General features: G+C 39.2%; 21 protein-coding genes and 2 pseudogenes. 11 read left to right on the plus strand and 12 right to left on the minus strand.

The window, feature by feature from the left end; all coding sequences use genetic code 11:
- Window positions 1-143 precede the first annotated feature (143 nt).
- Window positions 144-400: pseudogene (locus tag B2727_RS05155) on the plus strand (site-specific integrase); the annotation flags it as partial.
- Between the two features lie 283 nt (window positions 401-683).
- Here the strand turns inward: B2727_RS05155 and msuE are convergent.
- The 4 genes from msuE to B2727_RS05175 all read right to left on the minus strand — a co-directional run bounded on the left by msuE (window position 684) and on the right by B2727_RS05175 (window position 7,896).
- Window positions 684-1,406, minus strand: coding sequence for an FMN reductase (msuE, locus tag B2727_RS05160; RefSeq protein WP_033133530.1), 723 nt, complete (start codon window positions 1,404-1,406; stop codon window positions 684-686).
- Between the two features lie 93 nt (window positions 1,407-1,499).
- Complete coding sequence (locus B2727_RS05165; RefSeq protein WP_033133529.1) at window positions 1,500-2,693, minus strand: LLM class flavin-dependent oxidoreductase; 1,194 nt, start codon at window positions 2,691-2,693, stop codon at window positions 1,500-1,502.
- Window positions 2,694-2,712: 19 nt separating this feature from the next.
- On the minus strand, window positions 2,713-5,046 hold the full coding sequence (locus B2727_RS05170) for a TonB-dependent receptor (protein WP_033133528.1): 2,334 nt from the start codon (window positions 5,044-5,046) through the stop codon (window positions 2,713-2,715).
- Window positions 5,047-5,283: 237 nt separating this feature from the next.
- Window positions 5,284-7,896, minus strand: coding sequence for a TonB-dependent receptor (locus tag B2727_RS05175; RefSeq protein WP_033133527.1), 2,613 nt, complete (start codon window positions 7,894-7,896; stop codon window positions 5,284-5,286).
- A gap of 275 nt (window positions 7,897-8,171) precedes the next feature.
- Between B2727_RS05175 and B2727_RS05180 the strand changes: the two genes are divergently transcribed.
- Complete coding sequence (locus B2727_RS05180) at window positions 8,172-9,755, plus strand: ABC transporter substrate-binding protein (RefSeq protein ID WP_033133526.1); 1,584 nt, start codon at window positions 8,172-8,174, stop codon at window positions 9,753-9,755.
- 106 nt (window positions 9,756-9,861) lie between these two features.
- Here B2727_RS05180 and B2727_RS05185 read toward each other — a convergent pair whose 3' ends face one another.
- The 4 genes from B2727_RS05185 to B2727_RS05200 all read right to left on the minus strand — a co-directional run bounded on the left by B2727_RS05185 (window position 9,862) and on the right by B2727_RS05200 (window position 13,174).
- The gene (locus tag B2727_RS05185) at window positions 9,862-10,266 is read right to left on the minus strand and encodes an ExbD/TolR family protein (RefSeq protein ID WP_004655022.1); all 405 of its coding nucleotides are present in this window, start codon (window positions 10,264-10,266) and stop codon (window positions 9,862-9,864) included.
- Window positions 10,266-11,003 carry a MotA/TolQ/ExbB proton channel family protein gene (locus B2727_RS05190; RefSeq protein WP_004660922.1) on the minus strand — a complete coding sequence of 246 codons (738 nt, stop codon included), beginning with the start codon at window positions 11,001-11,003 and terminating at the stop codon, window positions 10,266-10,268. The genes B2727_RS05185 and B2727_RS05190 overlap by 1 nt, the downstream gene beginning before the upstream one ends.
- A gap of 31 nt (window positions 11,004-11,034) precedes the next feature.
- Window positions 11,035-11,850: an energy transducer TonB gene (locus tag B2727_RS05195; protein WP_005205334.1), complete on the minus strand. Its 816-nt coding sequence runs from the start codon at window positions 11,848-11,850 to the stop codon at window positions 11,035-11,037.
- A gap of 190 nt (window positions 11,851-12,040) precedes the next feature.
- Window positions 12,041-13,174 carry an LLM class flavin-dependent oxidoreductase gene (locus tag B2727_RS05200; RefSeq protein WP_033133525.1) on the minus strand — a complete coding sequence of 378 codons (1,134 nt, stop codon included), beginning with the start codon at window positions 13,172-13,174 and terminating at the stop codon, window positions 12,041-12,043.
- Window positions 13,175-13,487: 313 nt separating this feature from the next.
- On the opposite strand from B2727_RS05200, the gene B2727_RS05205 reads away from it, so the two are divergent.
- The 7 genes from B2727_RS05205 to tatC all read left to right on the plus strand — a co-directional run bounded on the left by B2727_RS05205 (window position 13,488) and on the right by tatC (window position 18,471).
- Window positions 13,488-14,561 carry an ABC transporter substrate-binding protein gene (locus tag B2727_RS05205; RefSeq protein WP_033133524.1) on the plus strand — a complete coding sequence of 358 codons (1,074 nt, stop codon included), beginning with the start codon at window positions 13,488-13,490 and terminating at the stop codon, window positions 14,559-14,561.
- Between the two features lie 3 nt (window positions 14,562-14,564).
- Window positions 14,565-15,404, plus strand: coding sequence for an ABC transporter permease (locus B2727_RS05210; RefSeq protein WP_033133523.1), 840 nt, complete (start codon window positions 14,565-14,567; stop codon window positions 15,402-15,404).
- Window positions 15,404-16,192, plus strand: a complete 789-nt coding sequence (locus tag B2727_RS05215; protein WP_033133522.1) for an ABC transporter permease — start codon at window positions 15,404-15,406, stop codon at window positions 16,190-16,192. Before B2727_RS05210 ends, B2727_RS05215 begins: the two co-directional genes overlap by 1 nt.
- A 36-nt stretch (window positions 16,193-16,228) precedes the next feature.
- The gene (locus tag B2727_RS05220; RefSeq protein WP_033133521.1) at window positions 16,229-16,984 is read left to right on the plus strand and encodes an ABC transporter ATP-binding protein; all 756 of its coding nucleotides are present in this window, start codon (window positions 16,229-16,231) and stop codon (window positions 16,982-16,984) included.
- A 95-nt stretch (window positions 16,985-17,079) separates the two neighbouring features.
- Window positions 17,080-17,295 carry a Sec-independent protein translocase subunit TatA gene (locus B2727_RS05225; protein ID WP_033133520.1) on the plus strand — a complete coding sequence of 72 codons (216 nt, stop codon included), beginning with the start codon at window positions 17,080-17,082 and terminating at the stop codon, window positions 17,293-17,295.
- A gap of 13 nt (window positions 17,296-17,308) precedes the next feature.
- Window positions 17,309-17,725 (plus strand): Sec-independent protein translocase protein TatB, encoded by a 417-nt coding sequence (tatB, locus tag B2727_RS05230; protein WP_033133519.1) that lies wholly within the window; start codon window positions 17,309-17,311, stop codon window positions 17,723-17,725.
- Window positions 17,722-18,471, plus strand: a complete 750-nt coding sequence (gene tatC / locus B2727_RS05235; RefSeq protein WP_033133518.1) for a twin-arginine translocase subunit TatC — start codon at window positions 17,722-17,724, stop codon at window positions 18,469-18,471. The genes tatB and tatC overlap by 4 nt, the downstream gene beginning before the upstream one ends.
- Window positions 18,472-18,507: 36 nt before the next feature.
- Here tatC and B2727_RS05240 read toward each other — a convergent pair whose 3' ends face one another.
- The gene (locus B2727_RS05240; RefSeq protein WP_004655042.1) at window positions 18,508-19,584 is read right to left on the minus strand and encodes a sigma-54 interaction domain-containing protein; all 1,077 of its coding nucleotides are present in this window, start codon (window positions 19,582-19,584) and stop codon (window positions 18,508-18,510) included.
- Between the two features lie 312 nt (window positions 19,585-19,896).
- On the opposite strand from B2727_RS05240, the gene B2727_RS05245 reads away from it, so the two are divergent.
- Window positions 19,897-20,985 carry an LLM class flavin-dependent oxidoreductase gene (locus B2727_RS05245; protein WP_033133517.1) on the plus strand — a complete coding sequence of 363 codons (1,089 nt, stop codon included), beginning with the start codon at window positions 19,897-19,899 and terminating at the stop codon, window positions 20,983-20,985.
- Window positions 20,986-21,149: 164 nt separating this feature from the next.
- Here the strand turns inward: B2727_RS05245 and B2727_RS05255 are convergent.
- Window positions 21,150-21,275 (minus strand): annotated as a pseudogene (locus tag B2727_RS05255) (hypothetical protein); the annotation flags it as partial.
- A 284-nt stretch (window positions 21,276-21,559) separates the two neighbouring features.
- On the opposite strand from B2727_RS05255, the gene B2727_RS05260 reads away from it, so the two are divergent.
- Window positions 21,560-22,612: an ABC transporter substrate-binding protein gene (locus B2727_RS05260; RefSeq protein WP_033133516.1), complete on the plus strand. Its 1,053-nt coding sequence runs from the start codon at window positions 21,560-21,562 to the stop codon at window positions 22,610-22,612.
- Between the two features lie 55 nt (window positions 22,613-22,667).
- Here B2727_RS05260 and B2727_RS05265 read toward each other — a convergent pair whose 3' ends face one another.
- Both B2727_RS05265 and B2727_RS05270 read right to left on the minus strand, forming a co-directional pair.
- On the minus strand, window positions 22,668-23,936 hold the full coding sequence (locus tag B2727_RS05265) for an acyl-CoA dehydrogenase family protein (RefSeq protein ID WP_033133515.1): 1,269 nt from the start codon (window positions 23,934-23,936) through the stop codon (window positions 22,668-22,670).
- A 27-nt stretch (window positions 23,937-23,963) separates the two neighbouring features.
- Window positions 23,964-25,781 (minus strand): dipeptide ABC transporter ATP-binding protein, encoded by a 1,818-nt coding sequence (locus B2727_RS05270; RefSeq protein WP_033133514.1) that lies wholly within the window; start codon window positions 25,779-25,781, stop codon window positions 23,964-23,966.
- Window positions 25,782-25,783: the final 2 nt, after the last annotated feature.

Consider the following 25,783-nt stretch of genomic DNA (forward strand, 5'->3'; position numbering starts at 1 on the left):
AAACTAATTTTAATTTTTTAGCGACATGTTTCAGATGAATAAAATCGTGTATGTAGTCATGGAAAAATACACTTCAAAATCACACTATTGTCTAAGTTAAATGAAAGACAGATCTCATTAAGCTTTGTAAAAATTAGAGTTTAGTAATGATCTGCCCTGAGACTGGCGAACTATTTTTTAATGTGAAACCGCCACGTAACAGAATAATTGCAGCAATGAAAGCTTGTGGCATTCGTCATCGCCCAGCTTACAATGTCGACATACTTATGCGACGATGATGTTGATGGATGGCCTGAATCCGGTGTTTGTATCAAATCAGATGGGCCATAGTTTGCAGATGATGATGAAACGCTATGCAAAATGGATGTATGTCGATAAAAATAAAATAGAAAAATTATAAACAGACTGAACCTGTCAAAAGCCTGTCCAATAAAAAAGCCACTTAAAAAGTGGCTTTTTTATATAACGAATTTTGGTGGAGATGGCGTCAATTGAACTAAATCAATAACATTCTGTTTTGTTTAAATTTTATTTTTATACAACTCAAATTTACCCAATCTTGCCCCATTAGCTTTTTGTACATTTTTTGATGGGTTAAAAATTCTGAACCCAATAAATTAGAGGGAACACATGGACCCTCTTGAATTTTATTACCTAGGATATATGGAACTGAGTTTAACACTCTACACAGCGATGGTCTTTTTATGATGTAGTCTTGCCTCAGCAACATCTAAATCCGGTACTTCAACAGATGGCAGTATAGAATCCTGTTCAACTTGTTTATTGATACTTAAGTCCTGATTGGCCTTTTCTGATTTAGCCTTAACCTTTTGCTCACGCAATCCTTTCGCTGGTGCCCATTGCAAAATTGGTAAAGCTCGAGCAACAGCAAGTAAGATACGGTCGTTCAATGCTTCACTTTTGACTGTATACTCAGACGTAAAGTCACGATCTGTTGCATACACACCTATAGGTAAAGTCTGTGCTTGGAAAAAGCTGAACAAAGGACGAAGTTGATGCTCAAGTACCAAAGCGTGGCGATCACTCCCACCAGACGCAGCAAGCAATACTGGAACATCCACTAAAGCGGTCTGCTCGACAAAATCAAATAAGTGTTTAAACAGCCCCGTAAAAGAAGCACGATAAACTGGCGTACCAACAATCAAGGCATCAGCCGCTTCAATAGCAGCCAAATCATCTTGTACTTGTTTGGGTAACTGACTCCGATAAATTGCACCACCCAATAAAGGACCAATCTCACTGAGTTTTACAAATCTCACATTTATTTCTATTGCTTGCGCTAATTCATCCAAAATCGTTTGAATCAAACTTTCAGTTTTTGATGGGCTGTTAAGACCACCTGAAACTGCGACAATATTGAGTGGTTTATCATTTGAATACGACATGACTTGGCCTTTAGAAAAATTAATACTTTGACTTATATGGAACAAACCAAGACTTCTAGTTAAAGTCTTGGTTGAATAGGATTGAGAACGATTCTAGGCAATACGATACTTTGATTCTTCTGGTATACGCTGTAATGCCTGACGTTGGTTTTTAAAATGTGGCAGAACATGTTCACCTAAGCGATAAGCTTCTTCTAAATGCGGATAACCGGCAAGGAAGAACAAGTCGATTCCAATACTGTTATATTCCTTAATGCGTTCAACAATTTGTTGGTAGCTACCCACCAAAGCAACACCTGGAGGGATACCAATGTAGCCAAAGCCAGACCAAACATTGGGATGAATGAAGAAATCATTCACATTTTTGCTGCCATCTTTATCCGCATATTCTTTTTCAAAACTGAGTACTCGCGCTGATCTGAGTCCTGCATGAGCAGCTGAAGCATGCAAACGTTGCTTCTCTGCTGCTTCATCTAAATAGCGTTGCGCCTCTGCCAAAGCTTCCTGTTCGCTACGTCGAGCAATTGTATCAATGGATAAACCAAATTTAATATTGTCACGACCATACTTTGCAGCACGTTTACGTACATCCGCAATCAATGCGGCAATCTCACTTGGTTTTTCAGCACGCATTAAATAATAATCTGCGTGCTTTGCGCCAAACTCACGTGCAGCTTCAGAAGAACCAGCTGTACAAATGATGGGTAATTCAGCTTTATTGAGTGGATACTTTAATCCGCCGCCCTCAGCAGAATAATATTTGCCTTGGTAATGGAATGATTCGTTATACCAATAACCTTTTACAACATCGAGAAACTCAGTTGCGCGGATATAACGGTCATCATGAGGCGTGGCATCTCCAACCTGACGTTGAATCACCTCGGATCCCCCATTAATAATATTCCACACCAAGCGATTGCCTGTTGCACGTTGGTAGGTTGCAGCACTCTGTACCGCATTGTATGGACTAAAGTGATAAGGTTGGAATGCCGTCACAAAATTCAGTCGCTTGGTTTCTCTGGCTAATAGCGAGCAAACAGTCCAAGGTTCCTCTCCTGTTGGTGCATTGACCATCAAAGCACCTGCGAAACCATTGATTTCTGCTGCGCGTGCCACCTGTGCTAAATAGTCAATATAAGTAAAGTCATCACCCACTTGATAGTTGGATGTTGCTCCAGTATTTTCCACGCCAGATACGCGCGCCCAATCACCACGATTACGAGGATCGCCTGCTAAAAATTCAGCTTCACCATGCAAAGGTAGGCGAGTAAAAAATTCAATTCCCATGATGTTCTCCGTATAACAGTTAGAATTTGGCTGTGAGAGAAACACCAACTTGGCGTGGGTTTCCGTAGGTTAAAACATATTGTCCTGCTGGGCCATTTGGACGACCATGTACCTGATATTCTTCATTCAGCAAATTCTTAACATAGGTATTGACCTGATATTTATTATTTGCGCTGTGATAACCAATATTGGCATTCCACAAGGTATAAGATTTTTGGCTTAGGATTGGATCAACCGAATAGTCTTGGCGATTCACCAAGAAATATTCACGGTCACGATAGCTTGCGTCAGTACCTACAACGATACGAGCACCATCATTTAAATTGAAGGTATATTCACCACCAACACCGATGGTATATTTGGGTGAGCGGACTAAACTGTTCCCAGTATTGTCGGCATTGACCACATTGGTTACTGGGTTCTTGTCAACGAAGTCAGTATATTCACTATCTAAATAAGCCCCTGCAAAACGTAAACGTAAATTTTCAGTGGCTAAATAATCCAGCTCTAATTCTGCACCTTTCACTTCTGCTTTTGGCCCATTGGCTAAAACTGAAGTAACACCGCCCCCTTGCCCCTCTGTTGCAACTAATAAATTGGTCTGGATATCTTTATAGTCGTAATAGAAAATATTGGCATTTGCAACTAAATCCCCATCCAGTAAGCTAGATTTCAAACCGAGCTCGTAACTGTTTAAATATTCAGGGTTAACATCCGCAAGTTGGGTTAGGCTACTGGATAAACCTGTATTAAAACCACCAGAACGGAATCCACGTGCAAATCTAAAATAAGTATTTAAATCAGGTGTAATTTCATATTCTGGTGTAATGTCATAGGTCAACTCATTCCATGTTTTCTTACGGCTTGTTGAACCGTTCGCATTTGGAGTTGGATTATAGACGGCATTGCTATACCCATCTTTTTTCCACCAACTACCTTTGGTGTAGTCGCCTGTTGTAATCTGAGTCAGGTCGAGATCAATATCTTTTTCTTCACTGGTCCAGCGTAATCCACCAGTCACCTTAAATTTATCCGTAAATTTATAGGTACTATTTCCAAATACGGCAAAACTTTGTGTAGCTTGATTATAAGTAATGTCTCTAAATGCAGGGGTTGATGCCGTCTGTGCAGCAGCACCATTTGGCAAAGTTTTCTGGACCCGTGCACTCACACCCGTAGAATCTAATTCTTCGTTAAAATAATGTAACCCTGCAATCCAACTTAAACGTTTGTTCGCATCGGATGAAATTCGAAACTCTTGGCTATATTGACGCCATTCATTATCGCTATAACTTCGTGCAACGTCATAAGGGGTGTAATCACCATCTGAAATTGACTTTTGTGTGGTCTTGTCAAAAGCCGTGATTGAGGTAAAGCTGTGGCCTCCTCCTAAATCTCCATTTAAAGTGAATGAAGCACCATCATGCTGAATTTTATTACTTTCATCTAAATCTAAATTGGTATTACGCCCTTCTGGTCTTTCATAAACGCCCCAATATTTCCCAATACTTAAGGAACCATTGTTTCCTAAACCATTGTAGGTCTGGCTATGTAAGTTAACTAATGCATTCCATTGGTCATTCACTTTACCTAAAATCTGGAAACGGAAAGATTTCTTATCAACATCGCCATAATCTTCGCCATTCGCTAAATTCTTTGCATAGCCATCACGATCTTCAGAGTAAAAAGCGCCCCGTACCGCAATATTGTCTGAGACTTTGCCATTGGCAGCCCCCTCGAAAGTACGTAGGTTATGATCACCTACACCTATCGTTGCATAGCCATTTGGTTTTTCTGAGAAAGTTGGTCTTTTAGAAATATAATTAACCGCACCTGCTGTAGTATTTTTACCGTAGAGCGTCCCCTGTGGCCCACGTAAAACCTCGATCCGCTCTAGATCGAATAGATCTCCAGCTCCTGCAACGGGCGCATTCAAATAGACACCATCAGCATAGATTCCAACAGGAAATACAGTCGATGCAGCAACGTCCCCTGTACCCAAACCACGGATATACCAACGTGGTCGACTATCACCATCTGGATTTTCCGCTGCTGCATTCGGTGTATACGTTAAGACATCACCAATAAAGGTTGAGCCCTTGGCAGCCAAATCTTTACCAGAAACAGCCGTAATCGCGGTTGGAACTTTTTGAATATTTTGTGCTCGATATTGTGCTGTTACAATCACATCACTTAACTTTTTGACATCTTTTGCATTGACCACCTGCGCCTGTTGCTCAGCTGTGATGCCTGTATCGATCTCTTCATTTGCCAAAGCCAATGTCGAAACACTCGCTGTTACTCCCCACATAGCAGTTAAAATACTCTGCCTAATTTTTGTGATCTTAAACATGGTGACTCCATTTAAATAAATCTATTTTTATATTGGCAACTTCTATGCTACTTAATTTATTTTATAAATTTCAATATCTTAAAAAATAAAAGTAAAACTTATGATTAGATTTTGCTGATAGATAAACATTTTCCCCTATGTTGTTGTTGTTATTCCAACATTGTTTTTTTTGAAAAATGAAAGAAAAAATAGCCATACAACTGTATGGCTATTTAGAATTAAAAATATTTCATGTATTTAAAATTTATAACTAAATTGTCCCTGCACCGTGAGTGGACGCATTGGTTGTAAGAATTCACTATTTGCGCCAGCTAGACCATTCACAAAATTACGTTCATTGCTTAGATTCAGAATATTTAAGCCAACAGTCCATTGTGGCTGTCGATAATATAATCCCAAATCTAAATTATAGTTATTTGGAACTTTAACCGTCTGGCTTAAATTGGTATACCAGTTACTGGTCCACCAGCCTGAGAGATTTACACCAAAACCTGACTGATGTTGATAATCCACATATGCACTGGCAGAGTATTTTGGAATACCCGCCGCATCATAACGACCTGCTTTACGCTGGTTTAACCCATTACTGTCCCCCCAGACAGTCGCATTGTCTGCATGGAAGCCAAAGGGAGAAAATCCTGCTGGAATAATTGAGCTATATTCAGCATTCAAATAGGTTAAGTTACCACCTATTGCAATATTTTTTTGTAGCTGCCAGCGTAGTGAAGATTCAATCCCTTTGACTTCAAAGCGTGCCATATTCCCATTTGTATCAGGTGATAAATCTCGCTTCTGCTCAAATCCGCTTAATGTGAGAAATAGTTGATCAATGATCGGTTCATATTTAAATCCTAATTCCTTTAATTCACTTTGACTGTCAAACGCTAAAGGATTCAGTTGATTGCCTGCCCCCCAAATTAAAAATGGGCCAAAAACACCTGTGTTGAGTGCAGTGCTCTTATCATAGGTAAAATACAGTGTAGTTTTTTCTGTTGGCTTGATAAATGTACTGGCTTGATAACTGAGCAAACTATACTTATTGCGATCTGAACGGACATCAGTCGGCACTAAGACCAACGGGTTTTCCAGTTTGGCTTTAATTGAACTATGATTAATCCCAAGATTAATGCCAAACACATCATTAAAAGTAAAGTTCTGCTGAGTAAACACACTCCACGTATCCCAAGACCCCGTTCCTGTATAAACAGCACCACCACCATTGGGAGGGAAACCACCTTTTTCAGCATATAAGCCATGACCGACTGGATACATTCTTGGTAGATTTAAATAACCAAAGTACTGAGAATATTGAGGAACACCGGCCTGTCCAATCCAACCTCCTGTTGAACTGTTATTATTGAACAACCCAAGTAAATCCCCTGGATTTTTTTGAGAAGGATCATTGGTCAGATCATAAGGGTTAATATTAAAACTATTATTTGCCGCTAAAGAAGTAAATTCCTCACGGCGAAATGCTCCTCCAGTACTGCCTTTATTATTCACCTTAAGCCCAAACAACTCGAAATCATAATCTGCGAGGAATTCTAGGCGATTATCAAATAACTCATGTTCCAGATCAGTAAAGAAACTTCCAACCGAATCACCTAAATCTTTGCTGTTTTGATAAAGCGTACTATTAGAAACAGACCAATGCGTATTCAAATCTTTAACTAATTTTAATTGGGTGCTGAATCGTTTGGCACTATTTTTATCTTCACTTCGACCAGAAATATTATCGTCTAGTTTGACCAATCCATTACCAGGTATAGATGGATCATAGACCCAACCTCGAATCGTTCCAGCCTGATTTGCTGTTGCATTAGGTAAAGGTGTTGTTTGAATTGGGCCTACAGCAATATATTGGTTTTTATCATTCTTTTGTCGATTCTGCCAACCAATCACTTTTGAATTCGCATCTCCAGATTCAAATACAGGTGACCAGAAAGCTGAACCATTTTGAATAATTGGCGTAGCCCTACCTTTGTAATACTGACGGTTATCAACAGATTGTTGTGTTGCCCGATTCCAACCATGTGTCACGTTAAAATCATAATAATCGTCATAACTTATATTCCAGTCGACACGTAGACTATCATCTGGACGCCAAGCTAATGCACCATAGAATGCATTAAAATTATTTTTCACATTGTCATAATAATCATCAGTTTTTTGGGCTGTTGCACTGACACGAAATGCAAGTTCTTTAGAGATCGGGGCTGTATGATCAATACTGACAGAAAAATTAGGTTCTGTACCTTTTCCTGCATAGATTGAACCAACTGAGCCAGAAATCGTTGTTTCTGCTTTATTAAAGTTAGGTTTTTTAGTGAGATAATTAATATATCCACCTGAACCCGAAGTAGGTGCAAAAATTACTCCCGTCGGCCCTGCAACAATATCAGCCGCTTCATATGCATTTAAATTAGTCGGATGACGGGTACTATAAATTCGTTGGCTATCTTGAAAGACCTCTGAATTTTGCCCCCGTATCTGCGGTGCGAAATTGGCATTTTGTCCCCCGCCTCGGGTAATACTTGGCGCATATTTAACAAGATCATCTGCACTACGAATCACATCCTCACGAAATTGTTGTTCCGATACTTGGGACACTACACGAGGTGTGTCTAATACAGAGCTATCCGTTCCATAAATTGAAGTCACTTTACGTTTGGGAACAACAGTTTGTTTTTTATTTGCACCAGTCACCACGACATCTGCCAAAGTAATCACATCACTTTCAGTATTTGCCGATGTATTTTGGGTTTCTTCGGCAAACACATGTATGGGTAAAGATGCCCCCGAAAAGGCTAAGGCAATCACTAAAGGTTTTAATTGAAAAGGCTGCTTCATATCATACTCAGTAAAGTAAATTTACAGTACGTTACGCAAGGCCTATGCCAATCATTAAAAAGCCTCAAAACAACACCCAAGATATTGATTTAATAGTTTTTAATTTTTATATATTTAGATATCAGCTTTATAAATGTTTATTTTTTCAACAGATTTGTTGAAATAAAGACAGTAAACAAAAACCATAATCAAGTAAGATACTGATAAATATAAATAAATTATTGGCATTTATTCTGCAAGTCCATAAAGATGACTATCCAATATGAGTATTTATAATGACAACTCGATCAATTCTATTGTCACGTCGAAAGTTTTTAGCACAAAGTCTTACCGCAGTAGGTGGTGTATCTTTAATAGGGAGCTTGTCTGGCTGCGATCAATCACCACAAACGGGTACTGAAGTACAGAGCCCATCTTCACTCACTCCCAAACATGGTGGAACGATTCGATTGGGTCTAATTGGTGGACAACAGTCAGGCAGTTTAGATCCACATCTGTCTACTTCAAGCGCAGGAATTACCCGAGGTTTTGCCATATATAACAAGCTATGGGAATGGGATGAAAATATGCTGCCACGTCTTGCCTTGGCTGAATTTGCGGAACCAAATCATAATGCGAGTGAATGGACCATTCGTCTACGTAAAGGTCTAGAATTCCATCACGGTAAAACAATTACTGCTGATGATGTGATTTTCTCAGTAAAACGTTTAACCGACCCAAAGCTTGCTTCACCGTTTCGAAATCTGGTGCAATGGATTGATCGGGATCGCATCCAAAAATTAGATGAATATACCGTTCGTATTCCTTTTATCAATTCAATTGCTGGTTTCGTTGCGCTACCTGAAACTTGGGTGAATTTTGGTGGAATCGTACCTACCGACTTTGATCCAATCCATAACCCAATCGGTGCAGGTCCTTATAAAGTCAAACAGTTTATCCCTGGTCAACGTTCTGTCTTCACCCGTTTTGAAAACTATTTTAAAGCGGATCAACCTTATGCAGACAGTTTTGAGGTGATTGATTTTAAAGATCAAGTCTCGCGTTTAAATGCCTTATTAGCAGGACAAATTGATATCGCCAATGCCATTTCACCTGAATACATTAAAATTCTGGAGCAGGCGAAACATATTCAAACCATTCGTTCTGAAACGAATACCCATAATGGTTTTGACTTTAATACGCAACAAGCCCCTTTTAATGATCCTAAAGTCCGTCAGGCATTTCGTTTAATTGCCAATCGAGAGGAGCTTGTACAACGTGGGTTAAATGGTCAGGGACGTATTGCCAATGATCTCTACTCACCACAGGACCCTGCTTTTCTTAACCTACCCCAACGTCAGCAAAATATCGAGGAAGCAAAAAAATTATTGGCACAAGCTGGTTTTAAAGATGGTTTAAATGTTGAACTTGTTGCACCTGCTGGCAGCGCCCAGCCTGCACTGATCTTTGCAGAACAAGCAAAACATGCCAATGTGAATATACGAGTCAAACAAGTCGATGCCGCAACATTTAATGGACCAGACCGCAATAAATGGCAATTGTCGAGTAACGCAACCAATGTCGGTACACCCTATTTATCTACTGCTGTTGTCAATGATGCACCGATTTCAACAACCAATAAAATCAATTTTAAAGATCCTGAATATAGTGAGTTGTTTTATAAGGCGCTTGCCGAACCAGATTTAGCAAAGCGAAAAGTGTATTTGACCCAAGCACAGAAAATTCAACATGAACGTGGTGGAATGCTGATCTGGGGATTTAGTCATACCATAGATGCAGCCACAAAAAATATTGGAGGCTTAGCCCCAGAACATACTATTTTTCCAACGTGGCGTTTTGAGAAATTATGGAAGGGTTGAGTACATCCGTTTAACTTTGCTTCCCCTCTTTATGAGGGGATTTTTATTCTGCTGGCAGAATAAATTAAAAAAGCTGCCGAAGCAGCTATTTAAGATGTGGCTGGGATTATTGAGGAACAGTGATCACCGATAATTTATCTACGCCGACTCGTTCAATACTTGCCAATAATTTTGCCACTGTCCCATAAGGAACAGTTTCATCCGCATTCAGGTTCAAAGCCAGCTTCGGGTTGCTATTCTTGCGTGACTGAATTTCTTGTTCAAAACTTGCAAGTGACACTTTGTCCTTATCCAAAAAAATCTCACCCTGTGGATTAACACTAATCACGACAGCTTTATTCTGATCAGTGGATTGAGTCGGTGCGGCCTTAGGTAAATTGACTTTCACCGTATTGGTCAGCAAAGGTGCTGTGACGATAAAGACAATCAGCAAAACCAACATCACATCCACCAACGGTGTAATGTTAATTTCACTCACCACGTCATCATCTTGAGAAGTAGAAATTGCCATTATGCGAATACTCCTTTCTCTTTCACTTCTTTTGTTGAAGCATCATTCAGAATCGTACTCTCTGCTGTATTTTTGGTTTTAGCAGTCGGCAATTGAAAACCAGCCTTTTGATTTAAACTGACAAAATCTGTTGCAAAATCATCTAAGTCTGCACCAATCGCTTTAACTTTACGTACAAAGTAGTTATAAGCAAGCACAGCAGGTACAGCAACAGCGATACCAATTCCTGTTGCAATCAATGCTTCACCAATCGGTCCAGCAACGACATCCATACTTGCATTACCAGAATGGGCAATCGCCTGTAATGCATGAATGATTCCGAATACTGTACCAAACAAACCAATAAAGGGTGCATTGTTACCAATAGACGCCAATAGCGCTGAACCTTTCTCCAATTGACGACGTTCAGTTAGAATTTGTTTGCGTAAGTGACGTTCCAATAGGTCCTGACGGCTCCAACTGTTTTGCAAGTCATGGTGTGTTTTTTCATCTGCTTCTATCAGTGTTTTAAACCCCGCATTTGCAACACGTGCTGCTGGTCCTTGCCCCGATTCAGATTTAGTTACGGCGTCAGATAAATTTTTTGCTTTCCAAAACGCCTCTACGAAACGTTTATCTTGTTTTGATGCTCTTTGAGTCTGAACGATTTTGATTACAACCAGTGCCCAAGTCACAATAGAGAAAGCAACCAATAACCAGATAGTGCCGTCATGGATCAATGAATTAATGTCAGTCATGTGAATATCCTCTTAATCTATAAAATTAAATTTATTTCGGTAATTGATAATGAATTGGAACATCGACCCAACCTTCTACAGGGGTTTTACCTTTTAAAGCGGGTGAAAATTTCCATTGCTTTACTGTTCTTACAGCAGCGCTATCTAAAAGTTTTTTGCCACTACTTTGCTTGACACTGACCGTATCAGGGCTACCATTTGCTAATACTTTGACCCTTAAAATCACAGAACCCTCCCAACCACGTTCGAGTGCCTGTTCTGGATATTCGGGTGCAGGATTACTCAGATAGCCGGCATATCCTTTCGCTTCCGTCACAGGTAAGTTGTCATCGACCGACTTCACAGGTTCAACCACTTTCTGAACAGGTGCAGGAGCCACCTCTTTGGTCACGACAGCCTCTTCAACTTTTTGTGGCGTAGGCTGAGTGACTGCTTTAGGTTGCTCCACCGCTTTCTGTACAGGTTTGGGTTGTTCAACCTGTTTAACTATTGGTTTTGGCTTTTCCACAACCGGTGGAATTTTAGGTTTCTCTGTTACAGGAGGAATTTTAGGTTCAATCACTTTGGGTGGTTCTTCAGGTTTTACAATTTCAATCACCACGGGTTCTGGCTTATGAATATCCAAAGTAGGTGTAGGCAAGTGTTTTGCGATATACCAAATTCCTAAATGCGCAGAAGCAACTGCAATAATCGCAATCAACACTTTATTCAAGCGTGGTGGAGAAGGTTGCGTAAGCTCCAAGGAATGCCGTGTAAACGGATCTGCTATGTTGTTTGAACTAGCTTCAGGTGCATATTGTTCAAATAGCAACGCCCGTTTATGCGAGTTAAATATTAGTTCACTCATAGGGTTTTAAACGAAAAATAAAATATTGAATAAAAAATTGCACAAGTCATGCCAAAAGAGCAAGTATTTGATTTTTATATTTTTAATCACTATTTTTTAATTAATCGATATTCAATATGTTGGTTTTCAGACAGTGTTATGCTGTTCAAACAACAAGATCCCTTTGATATATCAAAGGGATCTAAATTTATTATTTTAATTTATATCCAACCAGTGGTAAGACCTCTTCTGCTACCCGATAGGCTTCTTCCAAATGAGGGTTACTGGCTAAAATGAAATGACCAACACCAATATCAATATATTCTTGCAAACGCTCTGCAACCTGTTCATAGCTACCCACTAAAATACAGTTAGGTCCGCCACGTACATTGGACATACCCGCCCAAACGTTCGGACTTACAAATAAGTCTTCGAAACGATTGCCCTGCGCCAAAGCCTGCTGACGTTTTGCACCGACCGACTCAGTATCTTTTCGTTCAAAGGCATGACCATCAACAGCAATGGTTTCATACATCTGTTTAAGCTCCTGAAAAGCTTGCTCTTGTGTAGGCCGTGCCAATATATCAATACGCATACCAAATTTAACTTTACGATCAGGCGAGTTTTGTTCAAAAAATGCTCGTGCCTGTTCAATGACTTTTTTCTGCTGCTCAACAGGTTCACCCCAAGTTAAGTGAATATCGGCATGACGTCCTGCGACTTGTAAGGCGGCATCACTCGCACCAGCCAACCATAACCGAGGTACATCATATTGATTCATTGGGTATCTCAACCCACCCTGCTCAACATGAAAAAACTTACCATCATAGTCAAATGGCGCATGATGTGAATAACCTTTTACAAACTCCAAAAACTCGTTGGTCCGTGCATAGCGCTGGTCATGTTCAATAAAATCACCGTAAGCACGTTGCTGCGCACCGCCTCCACCTGAAATGACATTCCACTCTACTCGCCCCTGACTTAAACGCTGTAAACTGGCAGCCATTTGACTGGCATAGGCTGGATGAATAAACCACGGCTGAATCGCAATCAACAGTCGAAGTCGTTTAGTTTCCCTTGCTAATGCTGAAGCCAACACCCAAGGCTCTTCAGTATGAGGAAAAGCGGGAATCAATGCGCCATGAAAACCAACAATATCAGCCGCTTTTGCCACTTGTTGTACATAATCATAGTAGGCAAACAACTGATCTTCATGCTGCGGTGCCACGCGTTGTGGAGAATTAATTGCTGGATTTAACTGATTCCATTCACCACGGGTATGTAACTGATGTGCTCGACGACCATCCCCATGAACAGGAATTCTCCATAAAAACTCAACTGACATAATAGTTCTCAATAATTAAAAATTTCACGACATCGTGTTCGTTAGCTATGTCATGAGCAGAAATCATGCCGCTTTTCATTCGATATTTTTTTAACATATACTATTGTTTTATTTAAACTTTATAAAAACATACCAAAACATAGTGTTGAAATTTCAACACTTCTATACATTTAAATGTCTGTTTCACAGCATACATGACTGACTCAAAAACAATAGTCAGTATAAAAAATAATAAATAATTGATTTTTATATATTAATTATTTTGGCTTAGTTCTTGCTCTATTTCTCTATATTTTTTAATTCTTATGATGATATGCGTATTCTTCCTAGCTTATTTTTAAGTTTTAGTCTTTTAGGACTCGTCGCTTGCGATGCAAAACAAAACGAACAAGCATCTGAGAGTAAACCATCTCAGCAACAGTTGCGTATTGCTGTCGTAGCAAATGGAACATCAGGTAGTCTGGACTTTATTGGCGTACCACAACTCATCTCTCAAGACCCTATTTTTCTCAAGGCCTTAAAGCAACAACATATTGAGTTGAAATGGGAGCCAGTAACAACTGCTGCTGTAGCGACTTTAGTCAATGAAAGTTTCCTGAACAATAAAATTGATTTTGCTTTTTATGGCAACCTACCAGCTGTCGTACTAAATGCAACTGGGGTAAAAACACAAATTGTTGTGCCTGGGGGGATTGGTAATAATGTCTATCTGATTGTGCCACCTGATTCACAGGTAAAAAGTATTGAGGACTTAAAAGGTAAAAAAATTGCTTTACATCGTGGCCGTCCTTGGGAAATCAATTTTGGCCAACTGATACAAAGCAAAGGTTTAAACCTCAAAGACTTTCAAATTATTAACCTAAACCCTCAAGCAGGTGCAGCAGCTTTATCTGCCAAAAGTGTGGATGCATTTTTTACTTTAAGTGATGCGCTAACTTTACAAGACCGCCATCTCGGTAAAATTATATGGTCATCTCAATCCTTGCCTGCTGACTGGAAAATGCGTGCGGAATTATGGGGACGTAAAAACTATATTGAACAATATCCAGAGACCACTCAATTACTTGCTGATGCAACAGTTAGGGCAATGAACTGGATATCCCAACACCAAAATGAATTTCAGCAGAGTCAAACCAAGTTTGGACAACCTTTGTCTGTGATTCAACGTGAAAGCCAAAATAGTGCAAGTACATGGCAACAGGATTGGTCACCTGAATACAAAGTTGATTTCCTTAAACAACACTATGCCAAAGTCATTGATCATGCTGTGAAAAACCAGTTGATTCAAACGCCTTTAAAAGCAGATGAGCTGTTAAATCCAAAATTTGCCGAGCAAGCAATTCAAAATTTACATGCAAACGATCAGCAGAAGAAACAGGGAGACTAAGCGATGAAAACGCTCGTGAATCCTCCCCTTGAAAAGAATATCGTTGTGGTTAGACCTCCGCTATGGAGGAGAATTTCTGCTGAGCAGTTGTATGGGCTGCTCTCGCTGATTTCCCCTATATTGGCTTTACTTACTTGGCAATTTATTTGCTCTTTACAAATTTTTCCAACTCAAATTCTGGTGCCACCCGCAACGGTCTGGAATACATTTATTAGTTTATTGCAAAGTGGTGAACTACAACTGCACTTAAAGGATAGTCTTGCTCGATTATTTTTTGGATTTTCTATTGCAGCACTCAGTGCCATTGCTTTTGGAATTGCCTATGGTTCAATCACCACATTCCGTAATTACACTTATATCTTATTTAATCTGCTTTACCAGATTCCGATCTTTGTTCTTATTCCTATTTTTATTCTCGTTTTTGGGATTGGTGAACTGTTTAAAATTTTACTCATTATCAAAGCCTGTTTTTTCCCAATTGCTTTGGCAACAGCAGATGCAGTGAAAAATATTCCTAAACAATATATTGAACTCGGTCAAATCTACAAACTTAAAACGCGAGCGTGGCTTAGGTACATCGTCATCCCCTCTACATTACCCCCCTTGATCAGTGGACTGCGAATTGCATTAGGCCGAGCATGGTTGATTTTAGTTGCCGTTGAATTACTTGCAGCGGGTACTGGTATTGGTCAGATGATGGAGCTTGGACGGCAAATGCTTCGTCTAGATGTGGTGATGGTCGGGGTATTTATCACAGGCATGATCGGTTTTAGCCTCGATAAACTTTTACGTTTGGTCGAACAACGCTTTATATCACCTGCTCTCAGTTCAAGGGGGAAATAATGTCGTCACTATCACTTACTTTAAAAGGTGCATTACAACAGCCTGTGGTCCTTTTACAAGGTCTCGTACTTCCAGCAATATTACTAGCGTTATGGCAATACAACTCAGGACTAGGCTCTAGTCATGCCTATGCCTTTGTCCCTTTACAGAATATTTATTCTGCTTCTCTTCAACTACTAGAAACAGGTGAATTATGGGTGAATACATGGGGTAGTCTGAAGAAAGCGGGATTAGGCTTTTTATTTGGTTCAACAGCTGGACTAATTTTAGGCGCCTTACTCGCCTATTCAAAAGTTTTTAATGCGCTCGTTTCGCCACTGTTTAACAGTATCCGACAAGTTCCACTCCTCGGTTTAACGCCATTAATTGCTTTATGGTTTGGCAATGGTGAAGAAGCCAAGATCTTTATTATCGCACTGGCTTCTTTTTTCCCCTTGGTCATTAATACCTTTCAAGGACTTAGCCACTATGATGAAAAATACAGTGAAGTCGCACGAATGTATCAGTTTTCATTTTGGCGTGAATTTAAAAGAATCCGCTTGCCACAAGCCTTGCCACATATTTTAACGGGGTTAAATTTAGCGGTCCCTTTTACCTGGATCACCACCACAGCAAGTGAATTGCTATTCAATGCAGGCGCAGGCTTGGGCAATCTCATGATGAAAGCTGAAATTAATGCTGAAATGGACATCCTATTGGTGTGCGCAATGACCGTCACCATGAGCGGTATTTTTATGACCACATGTATCCACTTCATTTCAAAACGTCTGCTGCAATGGCGAGCTTAGTAGCCTCTAATTTAAAAATACAATCAGGATTTCAAAATGTCTTTTCCTTTACTCTCGATTAAAAAACTCAATAAATCATTCCAACGTGATCAGAACAACTTAACTGTTTTAGACGGTATTCATCTCGACATTGAGCAAGGCGAATTTATCTCCATTGTCGGCAGCAGTGGTTGTGGAAAATCGACGCTACTCCGTCTAATTGCAGGACTAGACTCAGACTATCAAGGTGAAATTTTACTCAATAAAATTCCTATCCAAGGGACAGATTTAAAACGAGGCTTAATTTTTCAGGAGCATCGCTTACTGCCTTGGCTCACCGTTTCCGAAAACATCCATTTGGCGCTGGAAGAAACAGGGTTAAGCCGTTCAGAAAAAAATGCACGTGTGAAAGAGCATATCGAAATTGTTGGACTTACTGGATTCGAGAATGCATACCCTCACGAATTGTCTGGTGGTATGGCACAGCGGGTTGCCATTGCACGTGGGTTAGTCAATAAACCTGATATTTTACTTTTAGATGAACCGTTTGGTGCATTGGATGCCATGACCCGGAGTCATTTACAGGCTGAACTGCAACGTATCTGGCAACATGAAAAAATCACCATGATTCTTGTGACGCACGATATTGAAGAAGCCGTATATCTTGGAGATCGTGTGATTGTGATGTCAGCTCGACCAGGGAAAATCAAGGAAATTATACCTATTCCTTTAGCCCATCCAAGACATAAAGATAGTGAAAGCTTATTCAATTTTCGTAATCAAGCACTTCATCTACTGGACCATACCGCATAATTAAATCGAATATTGATCGATATTAATATGATTTAGAAAACAGACGATGTCGTGATATTAATAGTCTTTATTATATATTATTCAGGAGTTTTAGCATGGGTTTATCAATTTGGCATATTCTATTATTTGCCGTTATCGTTATTTTATTATTTGGCACTTCAAAGCTAAAAAACCTAGGAAAATATTTGGGTGGTGCAATTAAAGACTTTAAAGACTCTGTTAATCCTGATGATCCAAAATTAATACAGAATCAACAATACAAAGATATTAATTCGTTAGAATCAAATAGCGAGAAGCAGACCAAGTTATAAGTGATATATTGCCATGTTTAATATCAGTTTTGGGGAACTATTTGCTTTTGGCATTATTGCCCTCATCATTTTAGGGCCTGAAAAGCTTCCTCAAACATTAAGAATGGTACTATTCAAATATAGAGCAATTAAAAACCACCTCAATAAAATCCAGAATGATCTAGAAAATGAACTGGAATTGATTGAACTAAAAAGAATCATGCAAGAAGAGCTGCAAAAAATAAAACAAAATGAAGAACAGCTCAAACAACAACTCACGCTCATGCAACAAGAAATTGAAAATGTACAATCCACTGTTTCTTTGGAACAAAGAACCAAAGCAACATACACCACGGATTATGTCTATATCCAATCACATGACAAGTTAAGGACGCCATTTTTAACTCATTTTAAAACAGTAAATAAATTCAATGAGGATCAAGCCGCATGACTGAACATCTCGTCAGTGAAAACCTCACTGAAATGAAATATAGCGAACACCTGAAAGAGTTAAGAAAGCGTTTGATCTATAGCATTGGTGCGGTTGTTACCATTTTTTTAGTGCTTCTCCCGCTTGCCCAACAAAACTACCATGTTCTTGCTCGACCTTTAATCTCATTGTTACCTGTTAACTCAACCATGATTGCAACGGATGTCATGGGTACATTTTTAGCTCCGTTCAAACTCAACATTTATCTGGCAATTCTAGTGAGTATTCCCTTTATCCTGTATCAGTTTTGGCAATTTGTTGCACCTGCACTCTACCAAAACGAGAAAAGATTTGGTGTCGCTCTAGCACTTTCCAGTATTTTTTTATTTTATCTCGGCCTCTTGTTTGCTTATGGCCTGATCTTACCCTTGGCCTTAAAGTTCTTTATATTGGCTTCTCCTGAAAATGTATTACCGATGACGGATATCAATAGCTATCTGGATTTCTGTTTAAAGCTTTTTCTTGCTTTTGGTCTGGCATTTCAAATCCCAGTATTAACTTATATTCTTATTTTTATTGGAATTCTATCTATTCAACAATTAGAACAACATCGCAAACACATCATTGTGTTCTTCTTTTTTATTGCAATGTTCATTACCCCTCCAGATGTGTTCAGTATGCTTGCTCTTGCTGTCCCTATGTGGCTGTTATTTGAATTAGGTTTATGGATCACTAAATTAACAACAATAAAAAAAGAACATCCATAGGTCAAAGATGGATGTTCTTAGAATAGAATATTTTTTCTATGCAATTTCATTTTCATTCTTATTGGGTAATAAATTATAACGAGACAAAAGGTTACGCAAAACATTGCGCGAAAGGCCTAACATTTTTGCAGTCTTGACCTGATTATTCCAGCAACTTGAAAATGCTGTATTCACAATCTTATCTTCAATAATATGCCAAGCTTCCCCATCATATTCCTGAAATAAACGCTTCAGGATATCTTCAAACTCCTGAATTAAATCACTATCAGGTAATGCTGCTGATCCACCTTCTTCTGAAAAACGCAGATGTTCAATATCAATCGTTTTACCACTGCTCATCAGTAAAGCATAATGAATATTGTTTTCCAACTCACGAATGTTCCCTGGCCAACTATAATTGAGGAGCGCATTTCTTGCCCGATCACTAATATTTGGCTTGGTGGTAATCAGCTTCTGAGAATACGAATTTAAGAAAAAATCGACTAAAGGTAAAATATCGCCTTTACGTTCCCGTAATGGCAAAATATTCAGTACCACGACATTCAAACGGTAGTATAAATCGAGCCTAAACTTGTTTTCTGCCACAGCCTTACGCAAATCTACATGCGTACCAGACAGAATACGTACGTCGATTGGAATTGGTTTACGGCCACCTACGCGCATCACTTCTTTTTCTTGCAATACCCGTAATAGCTTGACTTGTAGAGATAGTGGCAACTCACCCACTTCGTCCAAAAACAAAGTACCACCATCTGCTGTTTCGAAAATACCAGCACGTGTCTTATTTGCTCCGGTAAAGGCACCTGCCTCATAGCCGAATAACTCAGACTCAGCTAATGTTTCAACCAGAGCACCACAGTTCACAGCAAGAAAAGGTTTGTTTTTACGATCACTTTTCAAATGAATTTCACGTGCAATCAACTCTTTACCTGTACCTGACTCACCTTGAATGATAACGCTAGCAGAGCTTGGTGCAATAGTTTCAACTTGATTTAACAATTTACGAGAGTTTTGATCTGAGAAAATAATTGCTTTTGCTCGAATTGGTTTTACAGGTACCCCGTTATCTGGCAAAGTAATTACTTTATAATCATTATCCAAATAGGATTTCATAATTAATCCTTTAAATAGATTAGGATGATATTAAAATAGAATAGTACAATTCAATTACAAAACTGATAAATAATAATTACAGATATTCAATCCATGATTTAAATATTCATCACTCTAAAAATCAACCTTATAACTTTATTAAGAATATAATTCTCAATTTATGAAATGTTGTTTTTTAAGCAGAATACGAATGCTTCTGATCAAATTTAGACACCTGATTAAAATACCATTCCCTAATCGCTTATTTTATATCAGTTTAAACTTGGCATTTATTTTGCTCATTGGTTAAAAATCCATAAAATAGGTTTAATAATGAGCATCGAATTCGTTGGTATGGTTTTTCCTAATCAATGGTCAGAAACCAAAGGTACACGTATTGGTCATAAAATAGACCTCGACTATCTACGTTATCATGCACGGGCACATGAATATGCTGGTTTCGATAAAGTTTTAATTGCTAGTGGACCAAGCAGCCCAGATAGTACACAAATTGCAGCTTATCTCGCACAGCATACTGAGCAACTCGGGTTTATGATTGCCCATCGTCCCGCGCTTGTAACACCAAATCTGGCTGCACGTTCTTTTGCGACACTTGACCATACGACAGGTGGTGGAAGAATCCGTTTACATGCAATTACAGGAATTACGGCTGAGCCTCAAGAAGGTGATTATATTGTTGATAAAATTCAACGTTATGAACGGACCGGGGAATATCTAGATATCATCAAGAAACTCTGGAAAAGCGATCAACCTATTAGTTATGAAGGTAAGTACTTTAAGCTAGAAAACGCTTTTTGCCCGTTAAAGCCAGTCAACGGGACAATCCCGATTTCATTCGGTGGCTCATCCGATATTGCTTATGATATTGCAGTCCGCCATGCAGACCTGTATTCACTTTGGGGGGAACCACTGGCTGGTGTAAAAGATCAAATTACTAAATTAAAGCTCGCAGCAGAACACGCCAATAAACCGCAGCCACCTGTTAGCTTATCCGTACGCCTTATTATTGGCCCAACCGAAGAACTTGCTTGGCAGCGTGCAGAACAGATACTTGCTGATATTCAGAACAATCCAACTTTTCAGAATAACGGCACATTGTCAGGGCACAAAATCAAAGGAATTGGTTCACAACGCTTATTGGCAGCAGCCCAACAAGGTGATCGACATGATCGTGCCTTATGGATGCCCACTGCAACTGCTGTAGGAGCTTATGGTGATACCACTGCCTTGGTTGGTACACCAGATACCATTATTGCGGCATTACTCGATTATGTAGATTTAGGCGTTACCACCTTTTTAAATCGTGGCTACGATCCAATCTATGACACGGTCGATTATGGCCGCTATATCATCCCTGCTGTACGTGAAGAGGCTGCCAAAAGATTAAAGCGCATCGCTTAAACATTTAAAGCATAAAGCCGCTCTGCAATATCTTTGAAGAGCGGCTTTTTAAAATAAAGATTTTCTTCAGTGAGAAAATCTTTATTTCATCGTTTATTGTAAGTCAGGTTTACAAATAGCCTGAATTTTCTCTCCTGCAATCACCTTTTTAGCAAATGGAATCGAATCTTGTAATGACGCATTGCTAACCCTATATTTGCAATAACAAATAAGGTCGCCGTCAATAAGAAACGAAATGGCATAAATCGATACAAAGCCAAACTTCGCAATAATGGATAATTTTTAAACATAAAAGATAGAAAAAAATTTGAGATTTTGTATTAGTGCGAGATTCATGCCAAATTAATGACCTGAAAAAATATTTTAACCCATTGTTTTATATTATTTTTATAGATGACTATTTATAGTGATGTTGATTTTAAAACACTGGCGCAATGGTTCTGTTGTAATCGCAACAAAATTTGATATATCAACATCATAAAAAACGATATTACAAATAACCAATAAATATCAACAACTTAATAAATGGCATCAATTTTGCTTTAAAGCATAAAAATCACAAAAGGATGTCATGATGACAACACTTCAAACTCAATCATTAAACACACTTTGGTACACGCGCTGCCCTGTACCAACAGGCCTAGGCATTTCAATTCAAAAAGGTTGGCTCAAAGAAAAGTTTAATGAGCAGCAGATTGAAATAAAATCAATTCGAGAATCAAATTCCAAAGATATTCGCAACTCTCATTTTAACCATACACTTGCCAATTCAGTTCGACACGGTGGCAGTATTCCTGCAATCTGGGCATATGCATCTGGTCAAAAAACTAAAGTGATTGGATTATCTTGGGCTGATGAAGTTCAATTATTGTTAACACGCTATGATTCAAACATCAAAACTGTTGCAGACCTAAAAGGCAAACGTTTTGGAATTCCATTAAATCAGGATGCAATTATTGATTTCTCGCGTGCACAGGCGATTCGTGGTTTAGAGAATGCCTTAAAGACAGTAGATTTAAAGGTAAGCGATCTTGAATTAGTTGACTGTTTACGAGCAGATATTTTAACAGCACAGCAACAACAGCCAGAAGAAAATGATTCTAGCTTTTATGGTAATCGCAACAAAATCAACGCAAGTGCAGAGATCGTGGCATTAATTAAAGGTGATGTGGATGCCATTTTTCTAAAAGGTGCACATGCTGCGCAGATTGCCCATGATTTCGCCCTGCATACCATTATTGATATTGGCTCACATCCAGAACCTATTCTACGCTCCAATAATGGAACACCAAGAACACTCACTGTTGATGAAGATTTTCTAAAGCAATATCCAGAGCAAGCCCAATCAATTGTTGATGCTGTTTTACAAGCAGAACAATGGGCACATGAAAACGCCGATGAAACCCATCGTTATCTAGCAAAAGAATGTAATAGTAGTGAGCAATGGGTTCATGCGGCATACGGTGCGGATGCACATCTGAAACTGAACACTAACTTTGATGAAATCTCTATTATTGCTTTACAAGACTTGAGTGATTTTCTCTATCGCTGGAACTTTATTCCTGCACAAATTAATGTTCGTGAATGGCTTGCACAGGATATTTCTATTCAAACTCAAGTGGCTTAATACTTTAAAATTAAAAAGGTTGTCATGATGACAACCTTTTTTTATTGAATTCATTTTACTTAGAAAATTTAGTCACATTTTCCGCCTGCTTCTTTAGAAGTACGGAGTTGTATTCTCCTGGTGGAATATTATTTAAATAATAATTTCCAACATGATATAGCCTCCAGCGAATTGGATCATGCGTGGTGTGAGTTCGTGCATTTCGCCAGAAGCGGTCTAGGTTCCATTTCGATAAAGTTGAACTTGCCCCAAGTAATCCAAAAATTTCACTCGAAATTTTTAAAGATGCATGATCAGACTGACTACGGGTAGCAGCAACCGATAAAATCAGTTCAGTTTGTAAATCTTCATCCTCTACATTTGCCAAATGCTGTTCAAAAATCTGTGCTGAACGATCCAATAATGCCTCAGCTGAACGCACTAAAACAGCGAACTCACCAATCTGTTTGATGATATGAGATTCATGCGTAGGCGAGTCGACGCCACTTTCTACCCAAGGTCGAGCATGATGTTGTAAATAATCAATCCCGCCTTGTAGGGCTCCTTTAGCAATTCCTGTGTCCATTGCAGCATGTAAAATCTGAGGCCAAGTGAGTCCAGTACGTAAAACAGTGCCTAAACCACCCGTATTTCGCTTAGCAACATAACGTTCATCAACAATCACATCTTTAAAATTAACAGTGCCACTGACACTATTATTTTGTCCCATCGCATCCCAGTCATCGAGCAACTCCACTCCATGCGTATCACGATGAATTAAAATCGAGACAGGTCCATCATCACTACCGGCAAATAAAGAAATCCATTCTGCAAGTAAAGAACCCGTAGAATAAAACTTACTGCCATTTAAAATTAATTGTCCTTCTGAATTTCGCTCTACACGTGTCTTATGCTGAAATTTATCTTTACCACCCACTTCTGCAAGTGCATTACCCAAACGCTTTCCGCTTAAGATATCAACCAGTAACTGATCACGAATTTCATCATCATAGCCCGTTAAAACGCCTCGGAACATGGTGAAGTGAATCTGTAATAACTGCCCTACACCACCATCTGCGGATGAAATAATTTTCACCACATTGACCAAAGTTGAAATACTGGCGCCTAAGCCCCCAAATTGCTTGGGTACAATAATCGCAGTTAAACCAGCTTCTGAAATTAAGCGAGCTTGTTCATAAGGTACGGTCTTGTTATAACTGGGGTCTCGAGCAAATTGATTCAGTTGATCCGCCACCTCTTTTGCAATATCAAGTGCTTCTTGCTCACTTTGAATATGCCTGATACTACCTAATTCTAAAAAATTACGTTGGTTAATGTCGTTCATTGTTAACTCCGGAAAATCTGTTCTTTTTTATGCGTAAACTTCAAGTACCTTGTCTTTAAACAAGCTTGGCGCATGGATAAGCAAAGTTTTGGTATATGTATGTTGAGGGTGACTCAGCACTTGATCTGTTTCGCCATATTCAACAATATGTCCATTTTTTAATACGGCGACTCGATCTGCGATTGCACGAACAACCCCTAGATTATGGGTCACAAATAGTAAGGTCACACCTTGCTGTTGGAGGTCTTGTAGCAGTTTTAAGATGGAAGCCTGAACTGAAACATCCAAAGCAGATGTAATCTCATCACAAATCAAAACATCAGGTTGGCACAGCAAAGCTCGCGCGATAGCCACTCGTTGTCGCTCCCCACCCGATAAATCTCTTGGATAGAGTTCCTGAACTTGTATAGGCAGAGAGACTTGTTTAAGTACCTGCGTGACTTTTTCTATGGCTTCTTGTCGAGATGCTCCAAAGAAATGCTGTACAACTTTAATTAATGTCTGACCAATCGTATGCGCTGGATTCAAAGCCTTATAAGGATTTTGAAAGATATATTGCAGTTTATGCCGCTGCTGCAAATGACGCTGTTGCCCACGCAACGACAAGACTTCATCTGCTAATGTAATTTGTCCATCTGCATTTTCATTCAGGCCGGCAATGACACGCGATAAAGTGGTTTTTCCTGAACCCGATTCACCCACCAATGCTAAACATTCGCCTTTTTTTAGTTGAAATGAAATATCAAAAAGTGCCTGTTGCTGCCCATACCATGCATTAATATGTTCAACTTTTAATAGAGCTTCCCGGTCTGTTTCTCTTTCAATCACTTGATGATCAATCTCTTTAAAATTAATCACACCGACATGATTCGAATGGTGACAAGCAACAAAATGCGGATCAAACTCATCTTTTAATTGAGTTAATTCAGGTTGTTTTTGACGACATATATCTGTGGCGAAAGTACAACGTGCCGCAAAAGCACATCCCACTGGACGCTCATTGGGCGAAGGAGCATGCCCTTCAATTGGAGATAAATATTTACGAATGGCCACATCGGGAATGGCGTTCAGTAAACCTTGCGTATAAGGATGCTTAGGCGTTTCAAATAGTTGGGTTAATACCGCATCTTCAGCAATTCGACCTGAATACAGAACAATCACCCGATCTGCAATATCTTTTACCACCGTTAAGTCATGCGATACATAGATAGCAGCAACGTTATATTCCCGACATAATTTACGAATGATATTCAACACTAATGTCTGTGTCGTCACATCTAATGCGGTGGTTGGCTCATCCAAAACGATCAAACGTGGCTGTAGCAAGAATGCCAAGGCCAATAAAATTCGTTGTTGTTGCCCACCCGAAAGCTGATGAGGATAACGCTTTAGAAATAGCTCATCATGCTGCAATCCCACTTCATTTAAAATTTTGGCAACCTTTTGGTATTTTTCAGCGCTCGATAACTTTGCCTGATGGACATCTAATAATTCAAATAAATGTTGTCCAATACTTAATGCTGGGTTGAGTGCTGTTCCAGGATCTTGGGCAACATGACTAATTTTATAACCACGAACCTGACGCAAAGCATGATCATCTAAACTGAGAATATCTTCATCATCCAGTTCAATTGTGCCTTGAATAATCTTGGCTCCATATCGTGCATAGCCCAATAAGGCACTCGATAATGTCGTTTTACCTGAACCACTCTCTCCAACTAATCCTAGGACCTCACCTTCTCGTAGGCTAAATGAAATATTAGAAACGATATGATTGCCAGTGTTGACCAATGCCACGGTTAAGTCTTTTACCGTTAATACTGTATTTTTAAATTTATCTGCCATGC

Origin of the sequence: Acinetobacter sp. UBA991, from assembly GCF_002292065.1 — a bacterium.
Lineage (GTDB): Bacteria > Pseudomonadota > Gammaproteobacteria > Pseudomonadales > Moraxellaceae > Acinetobacter > Acinetobacter higginsii.

Excerpts from the sequence above, each read along its gene's own strand:
- msuE (WP_033133530.1), bottom strand. The coding sequence starts at position 1,406 with ATGTCGTATTCAAATGATAAACCACTCAATATTGTCGCAGTTTCAGGT.
- B2727_RS05165 (WP_033133529.1), bottom strand. The coding sequence starts at position 2,693 with ATGGGAATTGAATTTTTTACTCGCCTACCTTTGCATGGTGAAGCTGAA.
- B2727_RS05170 (WP_033133528.1), bottom strand. The coding sequence starts at position 5,046 with ATGTTTAAGATCACAAAAATTAGGCAGAGTATTTTAACTGCTATGTGG.
- B2727_RS05175 (WP_033133527.1), bottom strand. The coding sequence starts at position 7,896 with ATGAAGCAGCCTTTTCAATTAAAACCTTTAGTGATTGCCTTAGCCTTT.
- B2727_RS05180 (WP_033133526.1), top strand. The coding sequence starts at position 8,172 with ATGACAACTCGATCAATTCTATTGTCACGTCGAAAGTTTTTAGCACAA.
- B2727_RS05185 (WP_004655022.1), bottom strand. The coding sequence starts at position 10,266 with ATGGCAATTTCTACTTCTCAAGATGATGACGTGGTGAGTGAAATTAAC.
- B2727_RS05190 (WP_004660922.1), bottom strand. The coding sequence starts at position 11,003 with ATGACTGACATTAATTCATTGATCCATGACGGCACTATCTGGTTATTG.
- B2727_RS05195 (WP_005205334.1), bottom strand. The coding sequence starts at position 11,850 with ATGAGTGAACTAATATTTAACTCGCATAAACGGGCGTTGCTATTTGAA.
- B2727_RS05200 (WP_033133525.1), bottom strand. The coding sequence starts at position 13,174 with ATGTCAGTTGAGTTTTTATGGAGAATTCCTGTTCATGGGGATGGTCGT.
- B2727_RS05205 (WP_033133524.1), top strand. The coding sequence starts at position 13,488 with ATGCGTATTCTTCCTAGCTTATTTTTAAGTTTTAGTCTTTTAGGACTC.
- B2727_RS05210 (WP_033133523.1), top strand. The coding sequence starts at position 14,565 with ATGAAAACGCTCGTGAATCCTCCCCTTGAAAAGAATATCGTTGTGGTT.
- B2727_RS05215 (WP_033133522.1), top strand. The coding sequence starts at position 15,404 with ATGTCGTCACTATCACTTACTTTAAAAGGTGCATTACAACAGCCTGTG.
- B2727_RS05220 (WP_033133521.1), top strand. The coding sequence starts at position 16,229 with ATGTCTTTTCCTTTACTCTCGATTAAAAAACTCAATAAATCATTCCAA.
- B2727_RS05225 (WP_033133520.1), top strand. The coding sequence starts at position 17,080 with ATGGGTTTATCAATTTGGCATATTCTATTATTTGCCGTTATCGTTATT.
- tatB (WP_033133519.1), top strand. The coding sequence starts at position 17,309 with ATGTTTAATATCAGTTTTGGGGAACTATTTGCTTTTGGCATTATTGCC.
- tatC (WP_033133518.1), top strand. The coding sequence starts at position 17,722 with ATGACTGAACATCTCGTCAGTGAAAACCTCACTGAAATGAAATATAGC.
- B2727_RS05240 (WP_004655042.1), bottom strand. The coding sequence starts at position 19,584 with ATGAAATCCTATTTGGATAATGATTATAAAGTAATTACTTTGCCAGAT.
- B2727_RS05245 (WP_033133517.1), top strand. The coding sequence starts at position 19,897 with ATGAGCATCGAATTCGTTGGTATGGTTTTTCCTAATCAATGGTCAGAA.
- B2727_RS05260 (WP_033133516.1), top strand. The coding sequence starts at position 21,560 with ATGACAACACTTCAAACTCAATCATTAAACACACTTTGGTACACGCGC.
- B2727_RS05265 (WP_033133515.1), bottom strand. The coding sequence starts at position 23,936 with ATGAACGACATTAACCAACGTAATTTTTTAGAATTAGGTAGTATCAGG.
- B2727_RS05270 (WP_033133514.1), bottom strand. The coding sequence starts at position 25,781 with ATGGCAGATAAATTTAAAAATACAGTATTAACGGTAAAAGACTTAACC.